Source organism: Martinezella sp. CNPSo 3732 (assembly GCF_057784515.1).
Map to the genome: position 1 here is coordinate 155,500 of NZ_JBXSOO010000011.1, position 22,171 is coordinate 177,670.

19 protein-coding genes are annotated in these 22,171 nt (G+C 61.0%); 13 read left to right on the forward strand and 6 right to left on the reverse strand.

The genetic code is table 11. The features are described 5' to 3' along the window. Positions 1-81: 81 nt before the first annotated feature. Positions 82-984 (reverse strand): LysR substrate-binding domain-containing protein, encoded by a 903-nt coding sequence (locus tag AC13RM_RS19040; protein ID WP_374822826.1) that lies wholly within the window; start codon positions 982-984, stop codon positions 82-84. A gap of 118 nt (positions 985-1,102) precedes the next feature. Here AC13RM_RS19040 and AC13RM_RS19045 point away from each other — a divergent pair, with 118 nt between their 5' ends. The 3 genes from AC13RM_RS19045 to AC13RM_RS19055 are packed head-to-tail and all read left to right on the forward strand — an operon-like array spanning position 1,103 to position 4,892. Beyond that, the gene (locus AC13RM_RS19045) at positions 1,103-2,248 is read left to right on the forward strand and encodes an iron-containing alcohol dehydrogenase (RefSeq protein WP_488555419.1); all 1,146 of its coding nucleotides are present in this window, start codon (positions 1,103-1,105) and stop codon (positions 2,246-2,248) included. A gap of 1 nt (position 2,249) precedes the next feature. After that, complete coding sequence (locus AC13RM_RS19050) at positions 2,250-3,749, forward strand: aldehyde dehydrogenase family protein (protein WP_113231546.1); 1,500 nt, start codon at positions 2,250-2,252, stop codon at positions 3,747-3,749. 21 nt (positions 3,750-3,770) lie between these two features. Further along, positions 3,771-4,892, forward strand: coding sequence for a mandelate racemase/muconate lactonizing enzyme family protein (locus AC13RM_RS19055; RefSeq protein ID WP_113231547.1), 1,122 nt, complete (start codon positions 3,771-3,773; stop codon positions 4,890-4,892). 150 nt (positions 4,893-5,042) lie between these two features. On the opposite strand, the gene AC13RM_RS19060 is transcribed toward AC13RM_RS19055, so the two are convergent. Both AC13RM_RS19060 and AC13RM_RS19065 read right to left on the reverse strand, forming a co-directional pair. After that, positions 5,043-6,254: an acyltransferase family protein gene (locus tag AC13RM_RS19060; protein WP_488555420.1), complete on the reverse strand. Its 1,212-nt coding sequence runs from the start codon at positions 6,252-6,254 to the stop codon at positions 5,043-5,045. Between the two features lie 172 nt (positions 6,255-6,426). After that, the gene (locus AC13RM_RS19065) at positions 6,427-7,002 is read right to left on the reverse strand and encodes an NADPH-dependent FMN reductase (RefSeq protein WP_488555421.1); all 576 of its coding nucleotides are present in this window, start codon (positions 7,000-7,002) and stop codon (positions 6,427-6,429) included. Between the two features lie 73 nt (positions 7,003-7,075). Here AC13RM_RS19065 and soxR point away from each other — a divergent pair, with 73 nt between their 5' ends. Further along, complete coding sequence (soxR, locus tag AC13RM_RS19070; RefSeq protein WP_488555422.1) at positions 7,076-7,540, forward strand: redox-sensitive transcriptional activator SoxR; 465 nt, start codon at positions 7,076-7,078, stop codon at positions 7,538-7,540. Positions 7,541-7,549: 9 nt separating this feature from the next. On the opposite strand, the gene glpD is transcribed toward soxR, so the two are convergent. Continuing rightward, positions 7,550-9,061, reverse strand: a complete 1,512-nt coding sequence (gene glpD / locus AC13RM_RS19075) for a glycerol-3-phosphate dehydrogenase (RefSeq protein ID WP_488555423.1) — start codon at positions 9,059-9,061, stop codon at positions 7,550-7,552. A 114-nt stretch (positions 9,062-9,175) separates the two neighbouring features. Then, complete coding sequence (locus tag AC13RM_RS19080; protein WP_374822802.1) at positions 9,176-9,949, reverse strand: DeoR/GlpR family DNA-binding transcription regulator; 774 nt, start codon at positions 9,947-9,949, stop codon at positions 9,176-9,178. A gap of 97 nt (positions 9,950-10,046) precedes the next feature. On the opposite strand from AC13RM_RS19080, the gene AC13RM_RS19085 reads away from it, so the two are divergent. The 9 genes from AC13RM_RS19085 (at position 10,047) to AC13RM_RS19125 (ending at position 20,383) form a co-directional block, all read left to right on the forward strand. After that, positions 10,047-10,817, forward strand: a complete 771-nt coding sequence (locus AC13RM_RS19085; RefSeq protein WP_285174604.1) for an SDR family NAD(P)-dependent oxidoreductase — start codon at positions 10,047-10,049, stop codon at positions 10,815-10,817. A 101-nt stretch (positions 10,818-10,918) separates the two neighbouring features. After that, on the forward strand, positions 10,919-11,257 hold the full coding sequence (locus AC13RM_RS19090; protein ID WP_285174606.1) for an ArsR/SmtB family transcription factor: 339 nt from the start codon (positions 10,919-10,921) through the stop codon (positions 11,255-11,257). Between the two features lie 70 nt (positions 11,258-11,327). Further along, positions 11,328-12,224, forward strand: coding sequence for a LysR family transcriptional regulator (locus tag AC13RM_RS19095; protein WP_132720648.1), 897 nt, complete (start codon positions 11,328-11,330; stop codon positions 12,222-12,224). Between the two features lie 160 nt (positions 12,225-12,384). Next, a complete protein-coding gene (locus AC13RM_RS19100; protein WP_488555424.1) occupies positions 12,385-12,864 on the forward strand; it encodes a formate dehydrogenase subunit gamma in 480 nt (159 codons plus the stop codon). Further along, positions 12,861-14,417 carry a formate dehydrogenase beta subunit gene (locus tag AC13RM_RS19105; protein WP_374822789.1) on the forward strand — a complete coding sequence of 519 codons (1,557 nt, stop codon included), beginning with the start codon at positions 12,861-12,863 and terminating at the stop codon, positions 14,415-14,417. Before AC13RM_RS19100 ends, AC13RM_RS19105 begins: the two co-directional genes overlap by 4 nt. Positions 14,418-14,422: 5 nt before the next feature. Next, on the forward strand, positions 14,423-17,302 hold the full coding sequence (gene fdhF / locus AC13RM_RS19110; RefSeq protein WP_374822786.1) for a formate dehydrogenase subunit alpha: 2,880 nt from the start codon (positions 14,423-14,425) through the stop codon (positions 17,300-17,302). A 229-nt stretch (positions 17,303-17,531) separates the two neighbouring features. Continuing rightward, positions 17,532-18,359, forward strand: a complete 828-nt coding sequence (gene fdhD / locus AC13RM_RS19115) for a formate dehydrogenase accessory sulfurtransferase FdhD (RefSeq protein WP_374822783.1) — start codon at positions 17,532-17,534, stop codon at positions 18,357-18,359. Beyond that, positions 18,349-18,615: a formate dehydrogenase subunit delta gene (locus tag AC13RM_RS19120; protein ID WP_113231560.1), complete on the forward strand. Its 267-nt coding sequence runs from the start codon at positions 18,349-18,351 to the stop codon at positions 18,613-18,615. Before fdhD ends, AC13RM_RS19120 begins: the two co-directional genes overlap by 11 nt. 106 nt (positions 18,616-18,721) lie before the next feature. Next, on the forward strand, positions 18,722-20,383 hold the full coding sequence (locus AC13RM_RS19125) for an OFA family MFS transporter (protein ID WP_488555425.1): 1,662 nt from the start codon (positions 18,722-18,724) through the stop codon (positions 20,381-20,383). A 77-nt stretch (positions 20,384-20,460) separates the two neighbouring features. Here the strand turns inward: AC13RM_RS19125 and AC13RM_RS19130 are convergent, their stop codons facing one another. Further along, complete coding sequence (locus AC13RM_RS19130) at positions 20,461-22,134, reverse strand: methyl-accepting chemotaxis protein (protein WP_374822780.1); 1,674 nt, start codon at positions 22,132-22,134, stop codon at positions 20,461-20,463. Positions 22,135-22,171 lie beyond the last annotated feature (37 nt).

Genomic DNA, 22,171 nt, shown 5'->3' on the forward strand with positions numbered 1-22,171 from the left:
CAGGTAGCTTTCACGGTGCGTTGGCGGACCACAAATGGCTTTAGATCTTTCCAATCATCGGCCGAATTCGAGATCGCGATATCAGCGATTGTCATCCAGCAGAAACCGGTGCAGTTGCGCCGCCTCTGAGGAAAGTGCGCGAAAGCGCGGCGCGCCGAGATAATAGCCGAAGCCGCTCTCGACGCGATCGTTGCCAACGGTGACGAGTGCGCCGGACTGCAGATGCTCCTCGATGAGGCCGAGGCTGCCGAGCGCTATGCCTTCACCCCTGAGGGCCGCTTCTACTGCCATGATATAGGTCGAGAAGGACAGGCGCGGTCGCGGCAGCTTGCCCTTCAGCGGGTCGCCGACGCGGCCGAACCACTGGCGGAAGCTGATCCAGTGGGCGTTGGCGCGCTCGTAATCAATGAGATCGAGACCGGCAATGTCGACCGCCGTCAGTGTCTGCGGGTCCAAGCTGCGGGCTGCCAGATAATCCGGCGAGGCGACCGGGACCAGCACCTCGTTGAAAAGTGGCGTCAGGCTCCAGCGCGGATGTTCTCCGGTGGAATAGATGATGATGAGATCATTGTTCTCAGAGGCGAGTTCGGAGTGCACATCCGTCGTCAGCAGGCGCACGGAGATGCCGGGGCTTTCCTTGCCGAAATCCCGGAGGCGCTGTCCGAGCCAGAGATGCGAGATCGAGCCGCTCGCTGCAATCGAGATGATTTCGCCGGTGCCGGCACGAAAGGGCTCCAGGCTTTCCTCCAGATATTCCAGCGTAGCCCGCACGCGCTGAAACAGCCGCTCGCCGTCCGGCGTCAGTGCGAGATTTCGACCGCGGCGGGTAAAGAGTGTCGCGCCGAGATGATCCTCGAGCCCCTTGATGCGGCGACTAACGGCCGCCTGGGTGATATTCAGTTCGCGGCCGGCGCGGGAAAAATTCATGGCGCGCGCGGCCGCATCGAACACGCGGAAGGCTTCCAGCGGTATTTTCTCTAGCATCTCCCCTCCATGACTTCAGATCATCAATATTCCCGATAATTGCCCGGATTTGAAGATCTGAAATTGTGATGCAGGATCGTGGGTATCAAATCAGCCGCTCCTCCAAAGGGGATCCCGCGTGTCCTTTTCCGTTTCCGCCATTCCAGACATTCGTTTCGGCGAGGGTGCGCTCTCCGGCCTTCCCGCTGCGGTCAAATCCTTCGATGGCGTTGGCACGGTTTTGCTTGTCATCGATGCCTTCCTGGCGCACTCCGGTCTTGCCGCCAAGATCGGCGCTGAGCTCGCCGAAACGGGCGTGAAGACGTTGGTCTTTTCCGATTTTGCCGGCGAGCCAAAACTTGCGCATCTGCATGCGGCGATCGAAGCCGGGCAGGGGGCGGATATGGTGATCGGCATCGGCGGCGGCTCGGCGCTCGATATCGGCAAGATCGTCGCCTGCTGCATCGCTTCGGGCGAAGATCCGATGCATTATGCGCTGGCCGCCAACCCGTTGCCGAAGAATCCGCTGAAGAAGATCATGATACCCACAACGGCCGGCACGGGCTCGGAAACATCGGCGACGAATATCTTCGCGGGGCCTGAGGGCAAGAAGCTCTGGATCTGGGGACCGGAGACGAAGGCCGATCTCGTCATTCTCGATCCGGCGCTGACGAAAACCTTGCCCGCCAGCCTGACGGCGTGGTGCGGCCTGGACGCCTTCATTCATGCCTTTGAAGCGGCGACGAACCGCAACACCCATCGCGGCGCGCAATTCTATGCGCATCAGGCGCTGCGGCTGCTGACTGGTGCGCTGGAGACGGCCGTCAAGCATCCCGATGATATGACGGCGCGCGGCGACGTGCTGCTCGGTTCCTGCTTTGCCGGCATTGCCATCGACAATTGCGGCACGGCGATCGCCCACAATATCAGCCATGCGCTGGCGGGCCTTGGTCCCGTCCATCATGGGCTTGCAACCGCGCTCGGCTTCGAGGCGACGCTTCCGTGGCTCGTCGAAGCGGATACGGCAGATCTCAATGCCGCCGCCAAGGCCTGCGGCGTCGAGAGTGCCGCCGAGCTGCCCGCTTTCGTTTCAAACTGGATGGACCGCTGCGGTATCGTTCGCGCGCTGCCGGCTGCCTTCAAACCGTTCGATGCCTCCGATCTCGCCCGCGAGATGCGGGCGACCGAAAACCAGCCCATGCGGCGATCGACGATCCGCGACGTGACGGATGCCGATATCGATCGCTTTGCCGCCGTCGTCATGGCGCTGCCGAAAGGAATCTGAGATGACCAAGAATTACACGCGCGACTATTGGGAGAGCGTTCTTTCCGACCTCAAGCCAGAAGGTCGTCATTTCATCGACGGCTCGCATCATGCCGCCGCTTCAGGCGAAACTTTCACCCGTATCCGGCCGATGGATGGCAAAACGGGTGCGCAGCTTGCGCGCGGCAATGCAGCCGATGTCGATGCTGCCGTTGCCTCAGCTCGCGCTGCCTTCGAAAGCGGCATCTGGCGCAAGAAGGAGCCGCTGGAAAAGAAGAAGATCATGCTGAAATGGGCCGATCTCATTCGCGCCCACGGCGACGAGCTGGCCATGCTGGAGACGATCGATGTCGGCAAGCCGGTCATGGCGTCGCTGACGGTTGACGTGCGCCTCTGCGCCGACGGCATCCAGTTCTACGGCGAGATGATCGACAAGATGTATGACGAGATTGCGCCGACCGGTCCGAATGCACGCGCGCTAGTGCGCAAGGTGCCGCTCGGCGTCATCGGCGCGATCACGCCCTGGAACTATCCGATGATCATCGATGCCTGGAAGCTCGGGCCGGCGATTGCTGCCGGCAATTCCGTCGTGTTGAAGCCGGCCGAACAATCCTCGCTTTCGGCGATCCGCCTCGCCGAGCTCGCGATCGAAGCCGGCCTGCCGGCTGGCGTCTTCAACGTCGTCACGGGTTACGGCGAAGAGACCGGCAAGCCGCTGGCGCTGCACATGGATGTCGACATGATCGCCTTTACGGGCTCCACCGAAGTCGGCAAGCTGATCATGGGCTATGCGGCGCAATCGAACGTCAAGCGTGTGGCGCTGGAGCTCGGCGGCAAGTCGCCGCTGGTCGTCTTCGAAGATGCCGATCTCGATGCCGCCGCTGTCGCGGCTGCCTGGGGCTGTTTCTACAATTCCGGCGAAACCTGCCATGCCTCGACGCGCCTCATCGTTCAACGCTCGGTGCAGGACAAACTGATCGAGAAGATCGAGGCTGTCACCCGCTCCGATATCGCGCTCAAGCATCCGCTTGATCCCTCGGCGCAGATCGGCGCCCTGATCGAAGAAGAGCATATGATCAAGGTGCTGGCGATGATCGCGGCCGGCGAGAAGGAGGGCGCGCGCCGTGCCTTCGGGGCCGAACGCGTCTTGAGCGAAACCGGTGGCTATTATGTCTCGCCGGGCGTCTTCGTCGACATGACTAATGACATGAGCCTGGCGCGGCAGGAAATCTTTGGCCCGGTGCTGGCCGCCATTCCTTTCGATACCGAGGAGGAGGCGCTGAAGATCGCCAACGACACGATCTACGGGTTGGCCGGGGCCGTCTTTACCAAGGATATGGATCGCGCCCACCGCTTTTCCGAAGAGATCCATGCGGGTACGGTGTGGATCAACACTTACGATATGTCGAACTTCGCGACGCCGTTCGGCGGTTTCAAACAGTCCGGTTTTGGCCGCGACCGCTCGGTGCATGCGATCGACAAATATTGCGACTACAAGACCATTTGGCAGCAGTTCGGCTGAGGTTTGCGGGGAGGCACGACCATGAGCAAGATCGTTTCCATCGAGATCACCCATCACCGCCTGCCGCTCGATCCGGCATTCAAGGCGAGTTGGGATGGCCGCCCACGAAAGCATTTCGATGCGACCATCGTGCGCGTCCGAGACGATGAGGGGCGCGAAGGTATTGGCTCCGGCGACCTGATGAAGGGTTTCGAGGGGCATGAGGATCTGTTCATCGGACAGGATCCGCGGCATGTCGAACGCCATTACGAAGTCCTGTCGCACATCAACTTCCACTATGGCCGCTGCTGGCCAATGGATCTGGCGCTGTGGGATCTCTCCGGGAAGATCACCGGCGAGCCGGTCTGGCGGATGCTCGGCGGGCGCGCCAGCCGCGTGCGGCTCTATGCGTCCTCCGGCGTGTTGCGCGAGCCCTCGGCCATGGCGGATCAGGCCGAGCGTTATATCGACGAAGGCTTCCCGGCCATGAAGGTGCGCTTCTCCTCGTCGTCGGGCGGTCGTGGCGGCTGGCGCGAAGACGTCAAGGCCTTGGAAGCGATCCGCGCCCGCGTCGGCGACCGGCTGGAGCTGATGGTCGACTGCAATCAGGGTTGGCGAATGCCCTGGGATACGACCTTGCCATGGACCTTCAAGGATGCGCTTGCTGTCGCCAGGGAGCTGGAGCGGCTCGGCGTCTACTGGATGGAAGAGCCGCTTCACCGCTCCGACCGCAAGGGCATGAAAGAGTTGAAACAGGCAACGTCGGTCCGGATCGCCGGCGGCGAGATGACGCGCGAGCTCTACGAGTTTCGCGATATCATCGAGGAGCGCGCTTTCGACGTTATCCAGCCGGATGTCGCGCTTGTCGGCGGTATCACCGGTTGCCGGCGGCTGGTCTATCAGGCGCGCGAGGCGGGCGTGCAGTTCACGCCGCATTCCTGGACGAACGGCATCGGGGTTCTTGCCAATGCGCATCTGACCGCCGGCGTCGCCGATGCCGCCTGGCTCGAATATCCCTATGACAATCCGGAGTGGAGCGAGGCCCGTCGCGACTATCCGATGGCGTCGCCGCTCAAGCACGATGCCGGCTGGCTGGATCTGGGGGGCGCACCGGGGCTCGGCATCGTCCTTGACGAGGAGCGGCTGAAGGCGACGCGAATCTAAAGGCGCTTGCGGAATTCGAGGCGATATCTGTCCTCGTGCTATCGCGCATTAGGCAATCGAATGTGAAGTGAAGTCGTTGCCGCGTCCTCCTTCTCCCCGAGGGGAGAAGGAACTGCTGCTCTGACATGCCTCACATGTGATGGCCCTACATTACGCCGTGGCTGGTCGCATGACTTTGTTTTCACGCGTCCGCGCCCATTGAATGACAGGGCGTTCGAGCAGGACATAGCTCAGCGTGCCGATGGCAAAAATGATGGCGGTTGCGATGAGGCTTGAAATTATCCAGCCGCCGAGAACGTCGTCGGAGCCTGCGCCGAAGGATGAGGGAAAGAGCTGCGGCATCAAGGTCAGCACGATATCCTGCCAGATGTAGACGCCGAAGGAGACAGTGGCGACATAACGGCACACAGGATTATCGAGCAGCTTTGCCAGCAATAGCGATTGAGGAAGCGCGCAAAGGGCGATCGCGACCGCGAGGGGCAGCAGCGGGAATTGATAGGGAATGCCGAGCCACGCATAGCCCTCCGCTGCGCCGCCGATCGACTGCGGCAGCTGCCACACGCCCATGACGATCGCGAGTGCACCGATGACGTCGTAGAACACCGAGCGCCGAGGCGGGAGGATGGTCTGGATGCCGGCAGCCAGCGCCCCGATCGCGAATATCGCGAAGAAGCCGACCGGGTTGTAGCGCGGCATCCATTCCTTGGCGCCGCCCTGGAAGCCATATTGCCATCCTCGCCCGACATTGTCGGTCGGTAAATAGGTCACCACGAGCCAATGGCAGACCAAAGACATGGCGATAATGCCGATCCAGAGCAGGCGGCTAACGAGCATGGAACGCGATCTCAGTTTCGGATGAAACAGCAGCAGGAAACCGATCGGCAGGAGAACATAGCAAGTCGTCTCGAAGGGGATCGACCATAAAGGCCCATCGCCCTGCACCGGGAAAAAGGTGCGCCAATGCCATTGGCTCATCAGGAAGAAACCGGAGACGTAGCGGCCAACCAGTTCCGCGTCCAGCGGAAAGCCATAGATCGTGAAGCTGATCAGGAAGCCGACCGTCAGGGCAAACCAAAAGCCCGGCAGGATGCGTGCGGCACGGCGCATGGCATAGATCTTCAGCGAAGGTAAGGGTTGGGCTCTATCCAGCGCCAGCCAGAAGGGGCGTGCAAGGAGAAAGCCGCTGAGCACGAAGAAGACCGAGACGCCGTGATTGCCGAAGCGCGCGATTATGAAGGTCATGTCCAGATCCGGTGGGATCTTGTAGAAATTCATTCGGAGCACGAGATGGTGAGCAAGCACCATCAAGCATGCGACAGCGCGCATGAAATCCGCTCCTCCCAGCCGCTTGGCGTTCTCCATTCCCGTATCCGCCCGAGATCTCCCTCTATTGCGTTAGGTCATTGCGGCGGTTTCGGCAAGCGTGATCCTTGAAGGCAGGACGCCCGGACCCGTGGTGCCGGGTCCGGGCGTCGAACCGATCTCCCGCACCTGCCAGAAACGAGAGATCGGATTCCTATGTTCGGGATAAGGATCAGGCGGCGGCGGAGCGGTAAGGGCGTGTCGTGCGAGCCGGCTTCAGGGCGTTGCTCCACCACGTCAGCCGCGCAATCATGAGGACAAGCGATTTTCTGGCATCGAGCGGGTCTTCCAGCGTGCCATCCTCGGCAAATCTGCCCCAGGGATTGGCGAAGCTCACCGTATCGCGCACGGTGACCGTATGCAGTTCGGCAAAGACGAGCCGCAACTGTTCCACCGCGCGCAAGCCGCCGGAGATGCCGCCATAGGAGACGAAGGCGACGGGTTTGCCATGCCAGGGCTCATAGACGAGATCGAGCACGAATTTCAGCGAGGCGGTGAAACTGTGATTGTACTCCGGCGTGACCACGATGAAGGCATCGGCATCCGAAAGCCGCTCCGATAGGGCGGCGACGCCGGGATGCTCGCGGTTGTGCGCGAAAGGCAGATCGAATTCGAGAGGATCGATCAGGTCGATGTCGATGAGCGGATAGTGCGCCAATTCGCGGGCGACCCAGTTGACCACCCGGTCGCACAGCCGGCCCGGGCGCGTGCTGCCGTAGATGATCGCCAGCCGGGTTCTTTCTGTCATGTCATGCTCCTGCTTTACGCGGTTCGGAGCCAGGGTTATAAAACCTCAAGTAAAGTTGAGGTCAATAGCGAAAATGGGAAAAATCGATCCGGCTCAATTTCCGAAGCTGCTGACGGTCGGCGAGGTGGCCGCACGCAGCGGCGTGGCTGTATCGGCGCTGCATTTCTATGAAGCGAAAGGCCTGATCGAGAGCCATCGCAGCAGCGGCAATCAGCGGCGCTATCCTCGCGAAGTGCTGCGGCGAGTCTCTGTCATCAAGGTGGCCCAACGCGTCGGCATTCCGCTTGCTGAGGTTCAGGCAGCTCTTCAATCGCTGCCGCAGGGTCGCACGCCGATGGCATCCGACTGGAAGGCGCTTTCGGAGCTATGGAAGGATGATCTCGACGCCCGCATCAAGCGCCTGCAGGGACTTCGCGATCAGCTGGACAGCTGCATCGGCTGCGGCTGCCTTTCGCTCGATAGCTGTCCCTTGCGCAATCCCTGGGATCAGCTTTCCGAGGAAGGCGTAGGCCCGCGGCTGCTCGATCCCGGAGAGTGAATTGGCTGCTCAGGCGTGGACGTGGGTCTCTGCCATATAGCTGTCGAGCGCTGCGGCTTCTTCCTTCGAGAGGTAGAGGCCCTTCTTGGAACGGCGCCATAGGATATCTGTTGCGCTATAGGCCCATTCCTGTTCGATCAGATACCGTACTTCCGCCTCATAGAGATCACTTCCGAAACACCGGCCGAGATCGGCGATCGTCTTGGCATTGCCCAGGATCATGGCAGCGCGCGTGCCGTAGCGGCGGATGAGCCGGCGGGCATGCGGATCGGCAAGGAAGGGGTAACGCGCCTTGAGCTTGGTGACTTCGGCCTCATAGCCGCGAACCGGAAAATCGCCGCCGGGCAGCGAGCTGCCGGCAGTCCAGGGTTTACCCTTGAGGCCGATGGCTTCGCCGATCTTTTCCAGCGCATGTTCGCCCAGGCGGCGATAGGTGGTAAGCTTGCCGCCGAAGACGTTGAGCAGCGGCGCCTGGCCCTCTTCGCCCTCGACCTTGAGAACGTAGTCGCGTGTGGCTTCCTGCGCTTTCGATGCGCCATCGTCATAGAGCGGGCGGACGGCCGAATAGGTCCAGACGATATCCTCGGGCTTTACCGGCTCCTTGAAATATTCGCTGGCGGCGTTGCAGAGATAGGTGGTTTCCCCCTCGGTGATTTTCACATCCCTCGGATCGTCCTTGTAGTCGCGATCTGTGGTGCCGATCAGCGTGAAATCCTGCTCGTAGGGAATGGCGAAGATGATGCGGTTGTCCGGGTTCTGGAAGAAATAGGCGCGGGGATCATCGAACTTCTTGCGCACGACGATATGGCTGCCCTGAACGAGACGGACATTGTGCACCTGGTTCTTGCCGAACGTACCGGACAGGACATGATCGACCCAGGGACCTGCGGCATTGACCAGCATGCGCGAACGAAACTCGCTCTTCTCGCCGTTGATCGTATTCTCCGTTTCGATCGCCCAGACGGCGCCTTCGCGGCGGGCCGAGACCACCTTCGTTCTCGGCATGATCGTTGCGCCGCGGTCGGCCGCATCGCGGGCATTCAATACCACCATGCGGGCATCATCCACCCAGCCGTCGGAATATTCGAAAGCCTTGGTGAAGAGCGCCTTCAGCGGCTTGCCCGCCGGATCCTTCTTCATGTCCAGCGTCGCGGTAGGGGGCAGCAGCTTTCGTCCGCCGAGGTGGTCGTAGAGGAAAAGGCCGAGGCGGATAAGCCAGGCCGGACGGATGCCGCCCTTATGATAAGGTAGGACGAAGCGCATCGGCCAGATGATGTGCGGCGCCATGGCCCAGAGCACCTCGCGCTCCATCAGCGATTCGCGCACGAGGCGGAATTCGTAATGTTCGAGGTAGCGCAGGCCGCCATGGATGAGCTTTGTGGCGCCCGACGACGTGCCGGAGGCGAAGTCGTTCATCTCGGCAAGCGCGACCTTGTAGCCGCGCCCCGTGGCGTCGCGGGCGATGCCGCAGCCATTGATGCCGCCGCCGATAACGAAAATGTCGTAGACCTGCTCGCTCACCCGCCCCTCCGCAAAGGTCAGCCATCCCCTGAAGATGGAAAATCGAAACTAATCCATCTAAAACGAAACAGATACGAATGTCAAACGAACGTTTCTTGACGGAAAGTGCGCCGGTCAGACTGATCTGCGAGCGGTTTCAACGAGATGCACGTCATGTTCCGCGGCGATGGAGCGCACGGATTCGATGCTGCATTCGTCCGTGACGAAGGTGTGGACTTGCGAGAGATGACCAATGCGAACCGGGGCGGTTCGTTCGAACTTGGTGCTGTCGGCAACGAGTATGACGTGCCGGGCATTGGCGATGATGGCCTGTGCGACTTTCACTTCGCGAAAGTCGAAATCCAGAAGCGCGCCGTCGGGATCGATGGCAGAGGCGCCGATGACGGCATAATCCACTTTGAACTGCTTGATGAAATCGACGGCGGCTTCACCGACGATACCGCCATCGGAGCCGCGTACGACGCCGCCGGAAATCACCACTTCGATGGACGGGAAAATTCGTAACTTATTGGCGACATTGATATTATTGGTGATTACCATTAGTTCGTGGTGGCCAAGGAGTGCCTCGCCGACGGCTTCCGTCGTCGTGCCGATGTTGATGAAAAGCGAGCTATTGTTGGGGATCAGGCTCGCCGCAGCACGGCCGATCGCATGCTTTTCGGGCGCGGCAATAGACCGTCTCGCCTCATATTTCACGTTCTCGGTTCCGCCGGGAAAGATTGCGCCGCCATGCACGCGCGAGAGTACGCGCCCGTCGCAGAGATCGTTCAGGTCCTTGCGAATGGTCTGCGGCGTGACCGAGAAGCGCAGCGCGAGCTCCTCCACAAGCACTCGCCCCTCCGCCTTGGCGATGTCGAGGATCTCTGTCTGACGCCCGGACAGGAACATGGTTTTCGCTCCCTTTCTTTCGTTTTTTCGTCATCATATGGTAAAGTGAAAATTCCGCAATTACCGGCACGCGAATAGTGTGGTTGGGGAGGTCATCGTGTTTCATCCGAAGCTATTCGACAATCGCAACGTCGTGGTCACCGGCGCCGGTCGTGGCATCGGGCTGGAGGTCGCGCGCCAGTTCCTCGATTGCGGCGCTCATGTCCTTGTTCATGTCGGCCGCGATGCCGGTCGCCAATTGCCCGATTTCCTGATGGAAGCGGAGGCCGAGCGCCGCGCCTTTCTCATTGCCGGCGATTTCGCCACCGGCAATGGCACGCACGATTTCGTCAGCGCTGCCGGCGAGCGTTTCGACCGCATCGACGTGCTGGTCAACAATGCCGGCACCATGGTCGGGCGATTTCCCGCCGGCGAACTGACGGACGAACAATACGAGCAGATCGTTCATCTCAATCAGACTTCCGTCATGGAAGTGACGAGAGGGCTGTTGCCGCTGCTGCGGGCAGCCGGGCAGGCCGCGATCGTCAACACGGTTTCGATTTCGGCGCTGACCGGCGGCAGCCCAGGATCGGCGATTTATTCCGCTTCGAAGGCCTTTGTCGCGACCTACTCGAAAGGGTTGGCGCGCGAGCTGGCGCCTGACGGCATCCGAGTGAATTGCGTCTCCCCCGGCACGATAGCGACTGATTTTCATGAGCGTTATTCATCGAGAGAGAAGCTGGAGCAGACGCGCAAATCGATCCCGCTTCAGCGCCTGGGCACCCCCGAAGATTGCGCGCCCGCCTATCTCTTTCTCGCAGCGCCCCTGCTTTCCGGCTACATCACCGGGCAGGTCATCGAGATCAATGGCGGGCAGCTTATCTGCTGATAAAACGGACCTTTTTTGGTTTTCCGCGTCTTTTTTGAATCAGCTTCTGATTTGATAATATTATAAACATTCCCTGGGGGATTCTTATTAGAGGCTGTGATATGTCGTCGTCTCTACCGCAGGGCGGTGCAGCGGAACATGATGTTGAGGAAATGACCGACAGGGCGCGAAAGTCGAGCGCCCTGTTGAAAGCACTATCGCATGAGACGCGCCTGACAATTCTCTTTATGCTAGCCAGGCACGAGAAAACGGTGATGGAACTCGAGGCTCTTCTTGATCTGCCGCAGGCCGTCGTGTCGCAGCATTTGGCGCGCCTTCGTCTGGACAAGCTGGTCGATACGCGCCGCGAAGGACGTCTCATCCATTATGCCGTTGCGCGGTCGGAAATCTGCGCCGTCGTCGATTCGCTGCAGAAGGCTTTCTGTCAGACCGATCGCTGATCCCTGAAGCCGCTTTGCATGTTGCGCTCGCCATGCTGCCGGTCTAACTCTTTCGTCGCGGGAGAGCGGGATGATCGACAAGCTGGAATTCTTCATAGCGCTGGCCAATCAGAAGCATTTTGGCCGCGCCGCGGAAGAATGCGGCGTGACGCAGCCGACCCTGTCTGCGGCGATCCGCCAGCTGGAGGACCAGCTCGGCGTGATGCTTGTCAGCCGTGGTTCGCGCTTTCAGGGACTGACGCCCGAGGGCCAGCGTGTCTTGGAATGGGCCCGCCGCATCGTCGGCGACAGCCGCACTATGCGCGAGGAGATGCGGGCTGCGCGCAAGGGCCTTGCCGGCCATATTCGGATCGCCGCCATTCCGACGGCGCTTGCCATGGTGCAGAAAATCACCACGCCTTTCCAGGAAAGGCATCCGGATGTCACCTTCTCCATTTTATCGCGTAATTCGCTGCAGGTTCTGAGCCTGCTGGAAAATCTCGAGATCGATGCCGGCATTACCTATCTGGAAAACGAGCCGCTCGGCCGCGTCACCAGCGTGCCGCTCTATGCCGAGCGCTATCACCTCATCACCGCGGCAGGCAGCCCGTTTTCCGAGCGTGAGACGGTCACCTGGAAAGAGGTCGGCGATCTTCGGCTTTGTCTATTGACTGCCGACATGCAGAATCGCCGCATCATCAACCGGCATCTTGCCGAGGCGGGCGCAACGGCCAGGCCGACGCTGGAATCCAATTCGATGATCGTGCTGTTTTCGCATGTGCAGACCGGGCGCTGGGCGAGCATTATGCCGAAGAATATTGCCGATTCATTCGGTTTTCCGGCGGATATTCATAAGATCCCGATCACGGAGCCTGACGCCGAGCATCTTGTCGGCCTGGTCGCCACACATCGTGAACCCTTTACGCCGCTCGTGTCTGCCTTGTTGCACGAGGCGAGATTGCTCGCGGAAGAGAATAGAAGTCGATAGAAATTTTCTATCACGCGACGGGACTGCCTTATTGATCCCTAGTCGTCTCCCTGCGAGCTTATCACTGTGGCGTGTCGATCGTGCGCCAGGAGGAAATGCCGCATAGGCCTTTTCCGAAGATTCGCCTTCGATCTTCGGAGCTATGCGCGGGAGGCTGCTAATGAGTTTGAATCAGGCCGCGGGCGATATCGCAACCCGGGCCGGCACCATCATCGATAGCATGAAATCGATGGAAGGGCCGCTTTTGCCGATCCTGCACGGGATTCAAGAGGAATTCGGCTATGTGCCGCAGGATGCGCTGCCGCTAATCGCCAAGGCGCTGAACCTCTCGCGCGCCGAAGTGCATGGCGTCATGACCTTCTATCATGACTATCGCGATCATCCTGCCGGCCGGCATGTTCTGAAGCTCTGTCGCGCCGAGGCCTGTCAGTCGACGGGAGGCGATGCGCTTGCCGAGCGTATCAAGGAGCTCCTGGGCATCGATTTCCATCAGACCACGCTCGATGGCAGCGTGACGCTGGAGCCGGTCTACTGTCTCGGGCTTTGCGCTTGCGCGCCGGCTGCGATGCTCGACGGCGAACTCTATGGACGGCTCGACGACGAAAGCGCCGACGACCTTGTCAAGGAGGCGCGCCAATGACCCTCACCATCTATATTCCCCGCGATGCGGCCGCCCTTTCGCTTGGTGCGGAGAAAGTGGCGAAATCGCTCGCGCAGGAAATCGCCAAGCGTGGGCTCGATGCGCGCATCGTGCGCAACGGCTCGCGCGGCATGTTCTGGCTTGAGCCCCTGGTCGAAGTCGAGATTGGCGGTAAGCGCATCGGCTATGGACCGGTGAAGGCAAAGGATGTCGCGGCGCTCTTTGACGCCGGGCTCGCCGAAGGTGGCGCGCATCCGCTCTGTCTTGGGGAGGTGGAAAACCTCCCATTCCTCAAAGAACAGACCCGCCTGACCTTCGCCCGCTGCGGCATTACCGACCCGCTTTCGCTGCAGGATTATGAAGCCCATGGCGGCCTGAAAGGTCTGCGCCGCGCCATCGATATGGCGGCTGGCGATATCGTCAAGGAAGTCACCGATTCCGGCCTGCGCGGCCGTGGCGGTGCGGGCTTCCCGACCGGCATCAAGTGGAAAACGGTGCTCGATGCGCCGGGGACACGCAAATACATCGTCTGCAATGCCGACGAAGGCGATAGCGGCACTTTCGCCGACCGGATGATCATGGAGGGCGATCCCTTCGTGCTGATCGAAGGCATGGCGATTGCAGGCCTCGCGACCGGTGCGACCAAGGGCTTCGTCTATACGCGCTCGGAATATCCGCATGCGATTGCCGCGATGATTGAAGCGGTGGAGATCGCCCGTAAAGCCGGTATTCTTGGGGCATCCGTGCTTGGTTCTGGCAAGGCGTTCGATATGGAAATCCGCACCGGTGCGGGCGCCTATGTCTGCGGCGAGGAAACGGCGCTCTTGAACAGCCTTGAGGGCAAGCGCGGCATCGTACGCGCCAAGCCGCCGCTGCCGGCGCATAAGGGCCTGTTCAACTGTCCTACCGTCATCAACAACGTGATCTCGCTCGCTTCCGTCCCCATCATCATGGACAAGGGTGCTACCTTCTACCGCGATTTCGGCATGGGCCGGTCGCGCGGCACGATCCCGCTGCAGATCGCCGGTAACGTCAAGCACGGCGGCCTTTACGAGACGGCCTTCGGCCTTTCGCTCGGTGACATCGTCGACCGGATCGGCGGCGGCACGGCGACAGGGCGGCCGGTCAAGGCCGTGCAGGTGGGTGGGCCGCTCGGCGCCTATTTCCCGCGCACCCTGTTCGACACGCCGTTCGATTATGAGGCCTTCGCGGCGAAGGACGGCCTGATCGGTCATGCCGGTATCGTCGTTTTCGACGATACCGCCGACATGCTGAAGCAGGCGCGGTTCGCGATGGAATTCTGCGCAGTCGAAAGCTGTGGCAAGTGCACACCCTGCCGCATCGGCTCGACGCGCGGCGTCGAGACGGCCGACAAGATCGCGCGTGGCATCGAGCCCGAGAAGAACCGGGTTCTGCTTGCCGATCTCTGCAACACGATGAAGTTCGGCTCGCTCTGCGCGCTCGGCGGCTTCACGCCCTATCCCGTGATGAGCGCGATGACCCATTTCCCGGAGGATTTTTCTCCGGCTCCCTTGATTGAAGCGGCGGAGTAAGATCCATGTCCCTCGTTCCAGAAATCGATTACGGCACGCCGGCCTCCACCTCCGAAACCATGGTGACACTCACCATCGACGGCCGCCAGATCACCGTGCCCGAGGGCACCTCGATCATGCGCGCCTCGATGGAAGCCGGCATTCAGGTGCCGAAGCTCTGCGCCACCGATATGGTCGATGCCTTCGGTTCCTGCCGCCTCTGTCTCGTCGAGATCGAAGGCCGCAACGGCACGCCGGCCTCGTGCACGACGCCGGTCGCACCCGGCCTCGTCGTTCACACGCAGACGGGCCGGCTGAAGGATATCCGCCGTGGCGTGATGGAGCTCTATATCTCCGACCATCCGCTCGACTGCCTGACCTGCGCCGCCAATGGCGATTGCGAATTGCAAGATATGGCCGGAGCGGTCGGTCTGCGCGACGTGCGCTACGGCTATGAGGGCGACAATCACGTCAAGACGCGCAACAACGGCGACATCAATCTGAAATGGATGCCGAAGGACGAGTCCAATCCCTACTTCACCTATGATCCTTCAAAGTGCATCGTCTGTTCGCGCTGCGTGCGCGCCTGCGAGGAAGTGCAGGGCACCTTCGCACTGACGATCGAAGGCCGCGGCTTCGGCTCGCGCGTCTCGCCCGGCATGCATGAGAGTTTCATCGACAGCGAGTGCGTTTCCTGCGGCGCCTGCGTGCAGGCCTGCCCGACCGCGACGCTGACTGAAAAGTCTGTCATATCGATCGGCCAGCCGGAGCATTCGGTTGTCACCACCTGCGCCTATTGCGGCGTCGGCTGCTCCTTCAAGGCGGAGATGCGCGGCGAAGAGCTGGTGCGCATGGTGCCTTGGAAGGACGGCCAGGCCAATCGCGGTCATTCCTGCGTCAAGGGCCGCTTCGCCTATGGCTATTCGACCCACAAGGACCGCATCCTCAACCCGATGGTGCGCGAGAAGGTGACCGATCCCTGGCGCGAAGTGAGCTGGGACGAGGCCTTTGCCCATATCGCCACCGAGTTCAAGCGGCTGCAATATCAGTATGGCCGCGATTCCATCGGCGGCATCACCTCCTCGCGCTGCACCAATGAGGAAACTTATCTGGTGCAGAAGCTGGTGCGCGCCGGCTTCGGCAACAACAATGTCGATACATGCGCCCGCGTCTGTCATTCTCCCACAGGCTACGGCCTCGGCCAAGCCTTCGGCACCTCGGCCGGTACGCAGAATTTCGACAGCGTCGAGCATTCCGATGTCGTCATCGTCATCGGCGCCAATCCGACGGATGGTCATCCGGTCTTCGGCTCGCGCCTGAAGAAGCGGCTGCGCCAGGGCGCCAAGCTCATCGTCATCGATCCGCGCCGCATCGATCTCGTGCGCACGCCGCATGTCGAGGCGAGCTATCACCTGCCGCTGAAGCCGGGCACTAATGTCGCCATGATGACGGCGCTGGCGCATGTGATCGTCACCGAAGGCCTTTTCGACGAGAAATTCATCCGCGAACGCTGCGACTGGTCCGAATTCGAGGACTGGGCAGCCTTCGTTTCCGAGCCGCAGCACAGCCCGGAAGAGGCGGAAAAATATACCGGCGTTTCTCCGGAACTCGTACGTGGTGCCGCTCGTCTCTTTGCCAAGGGCGGCAATGGCGCGATCTATTACGGCCTTGGCGTCACCGAACACAGTCAGGGCTCGACCACCGTCATGGCAATCGCCAACCTCGCCATGGTGACGGGCAATATCGGCCGTCCTGGCGTCGGCGTAAACCCGCTGCGGGGTCAGAACAACGTGCAAGGCTCCTGCGACATGGGCTCCTTCCCGCACGAGCTGCCGGGCTATCGCCACATCTCCGACGATGCGACCCGCGATATCTTCGAAAAGCTCTGGGGCGTGAAGCTCAACAACGAGCCCGGCCTGCGTATTCCGAACATGCTGGATGCGGCCGTCGAAGGCACGTTCAAGGGTATCTACATACAGGGTGAGGACATTCTCCAGTCCGATCCGGATACAAAGCATGTTGCCGCCGGCCTTGCCGCGATGGAATGCGTCGTGGTCCACGACCTCTTCCTGAACGAGACGGCCAATTACGCACACGTCTTCCTGCCCGGTTCGACCTTCCTCGAAAAGGACGGCACCTTCACCAATGCCGAGCGCCGCATCAATCGCGTGCGCAAGGTCATGACCCCGCGCAACGGCTATGCCGACTGGGAAGTGACGCAGAAGATGGCACAGGCCATGGGCCTTGGCTGGAACTACACGCATCCGTCCGAAATCATGGACGAGATCGCCGCCACGACGCCGAGCTTCGCGCTCGTCTCCTACGACTATCTCGAGAAGATGGGCTCGGTGCAGTGGCCCTGCAACGAGAAGACGCCGCTCGGCTCGCCGATCATGCATGTCGACGGCTTCGTGCGCGGCAAGGGCAAGTTCATCCGCACGGAATATGTGCCGACGGACGAACGCACCGGCCCGCGCTTCCCGCTGCTGCTGACGACCGGGCGTATTCTCAGCCAATACAATGTCGGGGCGCAGACGCGGCGTACCGAAAATGTCGTCTGGCATGCGGAGGATCGCCTGGAAATCCATCCGCACGATGCCGAGCAGCGCGGCATCCGTGAAGGAGACTGGATCCGGCTCAGCAGCCGCTCCGGCGACACGACGCTTCGCGCATTGATTACCGACCGCGTTGCGCCCGGCGTCGTCTACACGACCTTCCATCATCCGGACACGCAGGCGAACGTCATCACCACTGACTACACCGACTGGGCGACGAACTGCCCGGAATACAAGGTAACGGCCGTGCAGGTCTCGCCATCGAACGGCCCGTCGCAGTGGCAGGTCGAGTATGATGAGCAGGCGCGGCAGTCGCGGCGCATTGCTGGGAAGATGGAGGCTGCGGAGTGAGTCGGAGTATGGGGAAATATACCCCCCTCTGTCGCTTTCGCGACATCTCCCCCACAAGGGGGGAGATTGTTGGGAGTTTGCCGGTTGCTACTGGCAAGACAATAGGCAGCGATTTCAGCAGACTGGACGTTCGCTTGAGGCAAGAGAGTGCTGCGCGTTACCAATCTCCCCCCTTGTGGGGGAGATGTCACGAAGTGACAGAGGGGGGTATTCCACACCCGGTACCACAATGACCCAATTCACCCCCACCACCACCGTCCCCGAAACCGCCCGCCGCAACGGTCTGGTCCGCTCGGGCTCTCGCATCGTCCCCGAGGAAGTGCCGATCGCCTTTTCCTATGGCGGCACCTCGCATGCGGTCATGATGGGCACGCCCGCCGATATCGAGGATTTCGCCGTCGGCTTCAGCCTCACCGAGGGCATTATTACCGATATGAGTGAGATTGCTGCGATCGAGCCGATCGAGGACGCGCAGGGGATCGATGTGCAGATCGCTCTGGTCGACGATGCGGCAGACGCCCTGCAGCTGCGGCGCCGCCATATGGCTGGTCCGGTCGGCTGTGGCCTCTGCGGCATCGAATCGATCGAGCAGGCGGTGCGCAAGGTGCCTGACGTTTCCAAGGTTGCTTTAAAGCTCACGCAAAAGGACATCGTCCGCGCGGTCGCACTGCTTAATGATGCGCAGCCGCTGCATCGCGAGACGCGTGCCGTGCATGGCGCGGGCTTCTATATCCCGTCCGAGGGTCTGCTTGCCGCGCGCGAGGATGTCGGAAGGCACAATGCTCTCGACAAGCTCTGCGGCGCGGTCATTCGGTCTGGCCATAAGGGCGCGGAAGGGGTGGTCGCCGTCACCAGCCGCCTGTCGGTCGAGATGGTGCAGAAGGCGGCGATTGTAGGCAGTTCCGTCCTTGTAGCGATTTCCGCGCCGACGGCGCTTGCTATCCGTACGGCCGAGGAGGCCGGCATGACGCTGGTGGCGCTGGTGCGCGGCGACGATTTCGAGATTTTCACCCATCCGCATCGCATCATCACGGGGAGCATCGCCGATGTCGCCTGACGACACGCCGCACGGCAAGACCGAAACCAAGCTCATCTATATGGCGAACCAGATCGCCACCTTCTTCAAGACGCAGCCGGCAAACGAAGCGGTGCAGGGGGTTGCCACCCATATCAATAAATTCTGGGAGCCGCGTATGCGCCGCCAGCTTTTCGCGATCATCGATCACGGAGACAGCGGGCTGAACCCTTTGGTCTTGGAGGCGGCCTCGCTGATCCACAGGCCGGCGCCGGTCGAGGAAGTTAAGTCGGCTTAATACTAGCATTGATGGTGCATTGGGATGGAGAGTGGAGGCTCCAGCCACAAATACGATTGCTGTCGAGTGAATCGGTGCCGGTCTTCGAAACAAGGAGGAGTTGTTCATGACGGCTGCGGATACGAATATTTCCCGAGGAACGGCGACGGCGGGTCTGCTCGATCGTGAGCGCATCATTGCCAGGCCGGGCTTCAACCGGTGGCTCGTGCCGCCGGCGGCACTGGCGATCCATCTCTGCATCGGCATGGCCTATGGCTTCAGCGTGTTCTGGCTGCCGCTCTCCAAGGCGCTCGGCACCCCGGCACCGGCTCCGGCCGAGTGCGCAAACCTCAATCTTCTGACGGCCCTGTTCACGACAAGCTGCGACTGGCGCGTCAGCGATCTCGGCTGGATCTATACGCTCTTCTTCGTGCTGCTCGGCTCCTCCGCCGCCATCTGGGGCGGATGGCTCGAGAAGGTTGGGCCGCGCAAGGCCGGCGTGGTTGCTGCCTGCTGCTGGTGCGGTGGTATCCTGATTGCGGCGATCGGCGTCATCTTCCACCAGCTCTGGATCATGTGGATCGGTGCTGGCGTCATCGGTGGTATCGGGCTCGGGCTCGGCTATATCTCGCCGGTGTCGACCCTGATCAAATGGTTTCCCGACCGCCGCGGCATGGCGACCGGAATGGCGATCATGGGCTTCGGCGGCGGCGCGATGATCGGCGCGCCGCTTGCGAGCTTGCTGATGAACCACTTCCGTGATGACGGATCAGTGGGCGTCTGGCAGACTTTCATCGTCATGGCGGCGATCTATTTCGTCTTCATGATGGGCGGTGCCTTCGGCTATCGTCTGCCGCCGGCCGGCTGGCGTCCGGAAGGCTGGACGGCACCCGCTGCTAAGAGCTCAATGATTACGACGAAGCATGTGCATCTTCGCGATGCTCACAAAACCCCGCAGTTCTGGCTGATCTGGGCGGTATTGTGCCTCAACGTCTCGGCCGGCATCGGTGTCATCGGCATGGCCTCCCCGATGCTGCAGGAGATTTTCGGCGGAGCATTGATCGGCCTGCCTGATCTGAAATTCGCCGATCTCAGCAAGGACCAGATCGGGGCGGTGGCGGCCATCGCCGCCGGCTTTGCCGGGTTGCTGTCGCTTTTCAATATCGGCGGCCGCTTCTTCTGGGCGTCGCTATCAGACAGAATTGGCCGCAAGAACACCTATTACTGCTTTTTCGTGATCGGCATTGCGCTCTATGTCCTTGCTCCCTGGGCCGCAGGCATCCATAGCAAGGTGCTTTTCGTGGGTGCGCTCTGCATCATCCTGTCGATGTATGGCGGCGGTTTCGCCACCGTTCCCGCCTATCTCGCCGATATATTCGGCACGCAGTTCGTCGGCGCGATCCATGGCCGGCTGCTGACGGCCTGGGCGACGGCCGGGATCATCGGGCCAGTCGTGGTCAACTATATCCGCGAGGCGCAGAAGGCGGCTGGCGTCGAAGGCGCGCAGCTCTATACCTTCACCATGTATATTCTTGCTGTCATGCTGGCTGTGGGCTTGATTGCCAATTCGCTGGTCAAGCCGCTCTCGGACAAGTGGTTCATGTCGGACGAGGAGGTCGCCGCGCTGCAGGCAAAAACCGCTGCTGCCAATGCCGGCCCCACCGGCTCTTTCGGCATCGGCACGGGCGGTTTCGATGGTAAGGCACTGATCGCCTGGGGGCTCGTCGGCATTCCGCTGCTCTGGGGTGTATGGGTGACGATCAAGAGCACTTACGCTCTGTTCGGCTAAACTATCCTCCGCAAGATCACGAAGCCGCTTCGACCTATCCGAGGCGGCTTCGTGCTGAAGGTTAATTGCGAGGGAGATCAAGCGGCGCGCCGCGTTACCATATCGTGGATCATCGAGTCGGCCAGGCGGAATTGGGCCAGCAGCGTGTGCAGCGCATCCGCCTCATTGGCGAGCCTGAGGCTTGCGGCGGTGCTCTCTTCGACCATCGCGGCATTCTGCTGGGTGGTCTGATCCAGCGAATTGATCGCCGAATTGATTTCTCGAAGGCCGATCGTCTGTTCCTTCGACGCCTTTACGATGGCAGCGACGTTGGTGTTGATATCGGCAACCTGGGTGACGATCTGTTCCAGCGCCTTGCCCGTCTGGCCGACCAGGCCGACACCGTTCTTGACATGCTCGCTCGATGTCGTGATCAGCGCCTTGATTTCCTTGGCGGCACTGGCCGAGCGCTGAGCAAGTTCGCGCACTTCCTGCGCCACGACGGCGAAGCCTTTGCCCGCCTCGCCGGCTCGTGCCGCCTCGACACCGGCATTCAGCGCCAGCAGGTTGGTCTGGAAAGCGATATCGTCGATGACCCCTATGATGTTGGTGATCTCGCGTGAGGATTTCTCGATCTGATCCATGGCGGCGACGGCGTTGCGGACTACCGTGCCGGATTCTTCGGCGCCGCGTTTGGTTTCGGCAACGAGACGCCCGGCTTCTTCCGCACGTTGGCTGGAATCGGCGACCGTGGTGGTGATTTCCTCCAGGGCAGCGGCCGTTTCTTCCACCGAGGCGGCCTGCTGCTCGGTACGCCTTGAAAAGGCCTCGGCTGAATCGCCAAGCTCGCGCGAGCCGGCGGCAATGGCGCTGGCATTGTGGCCGACGGTGGTCAGCGTCTCGGAAAGCCTCTCGATCGTTGCGTTGAAATCGTGGCGAAGCTGTTCCATGGAGGGCACGAAGGACCGCTGGAGCGTCTTCGTCAGGTCGCCTTCCGACAGGCTGCGGAGTGCGCCGGCAAGTTCGCTGATGGCGCTCATGCGCGAGGTGACATCGGTCGCGAATTTCACGACCTTGTAGACTCTGCCGTCGGCATCGACGATAGGGTTATAGGCCGCCTGGATCCAGATTTCCTTGCCGCCCTTGCCGTAGCGGACGAATTCGTTGGCGATGAACTCGCCCTGCGCCAGGCGCTGCCAGAAGCGCTTGTATTCCTCGGTGCGGGCATAGGCCGGATCGCAGAAAATACTGTGATGCTTGCCGACGATCTCGCTAGGCGCATAGCCCATGGCGCTGCAGAAATTCTCGTTCGCGGTCAGGATTTCGCCGGTCGGCAGGAATTCGATCACGGCCTGCGAGCGCGAGAGTGCCTGAAGCTTGCCGGCATCGTCGATCGCCTTCTTCTTGGCCTCGGTGACATCGACGGCGAATTTTACGACCTTAACCGGCTTGCCGTTGAGAAAGACGGGGTTGTAAGAGGCCTCTATCCAGATCTCACGATTGCCCTTGGCGAAACGCTTGTAGGTGCCGGCATCATATTCGCCGCGGCCGAGACGCGCCCAGAAATCATGATAGGCAGGGGTTGTCACATAGGCGGGATCGCAGAACATCCGGTGATGATTGCCGACGATTTCCTTCAGCTCATAGCCCAGCGCGCGGCAGAAATTCTCATTTGCGGTCAGTGCTTTACCCTGGAGATCGAATTCAATGATGGCCTGTGATTTGGAAACGGCGGAAAGAATGCGGCTGGCATCGGATGATAGACTGAACATTCCTATTCCCTCTTAGAAAGCTCACGTTTGTCGGGCG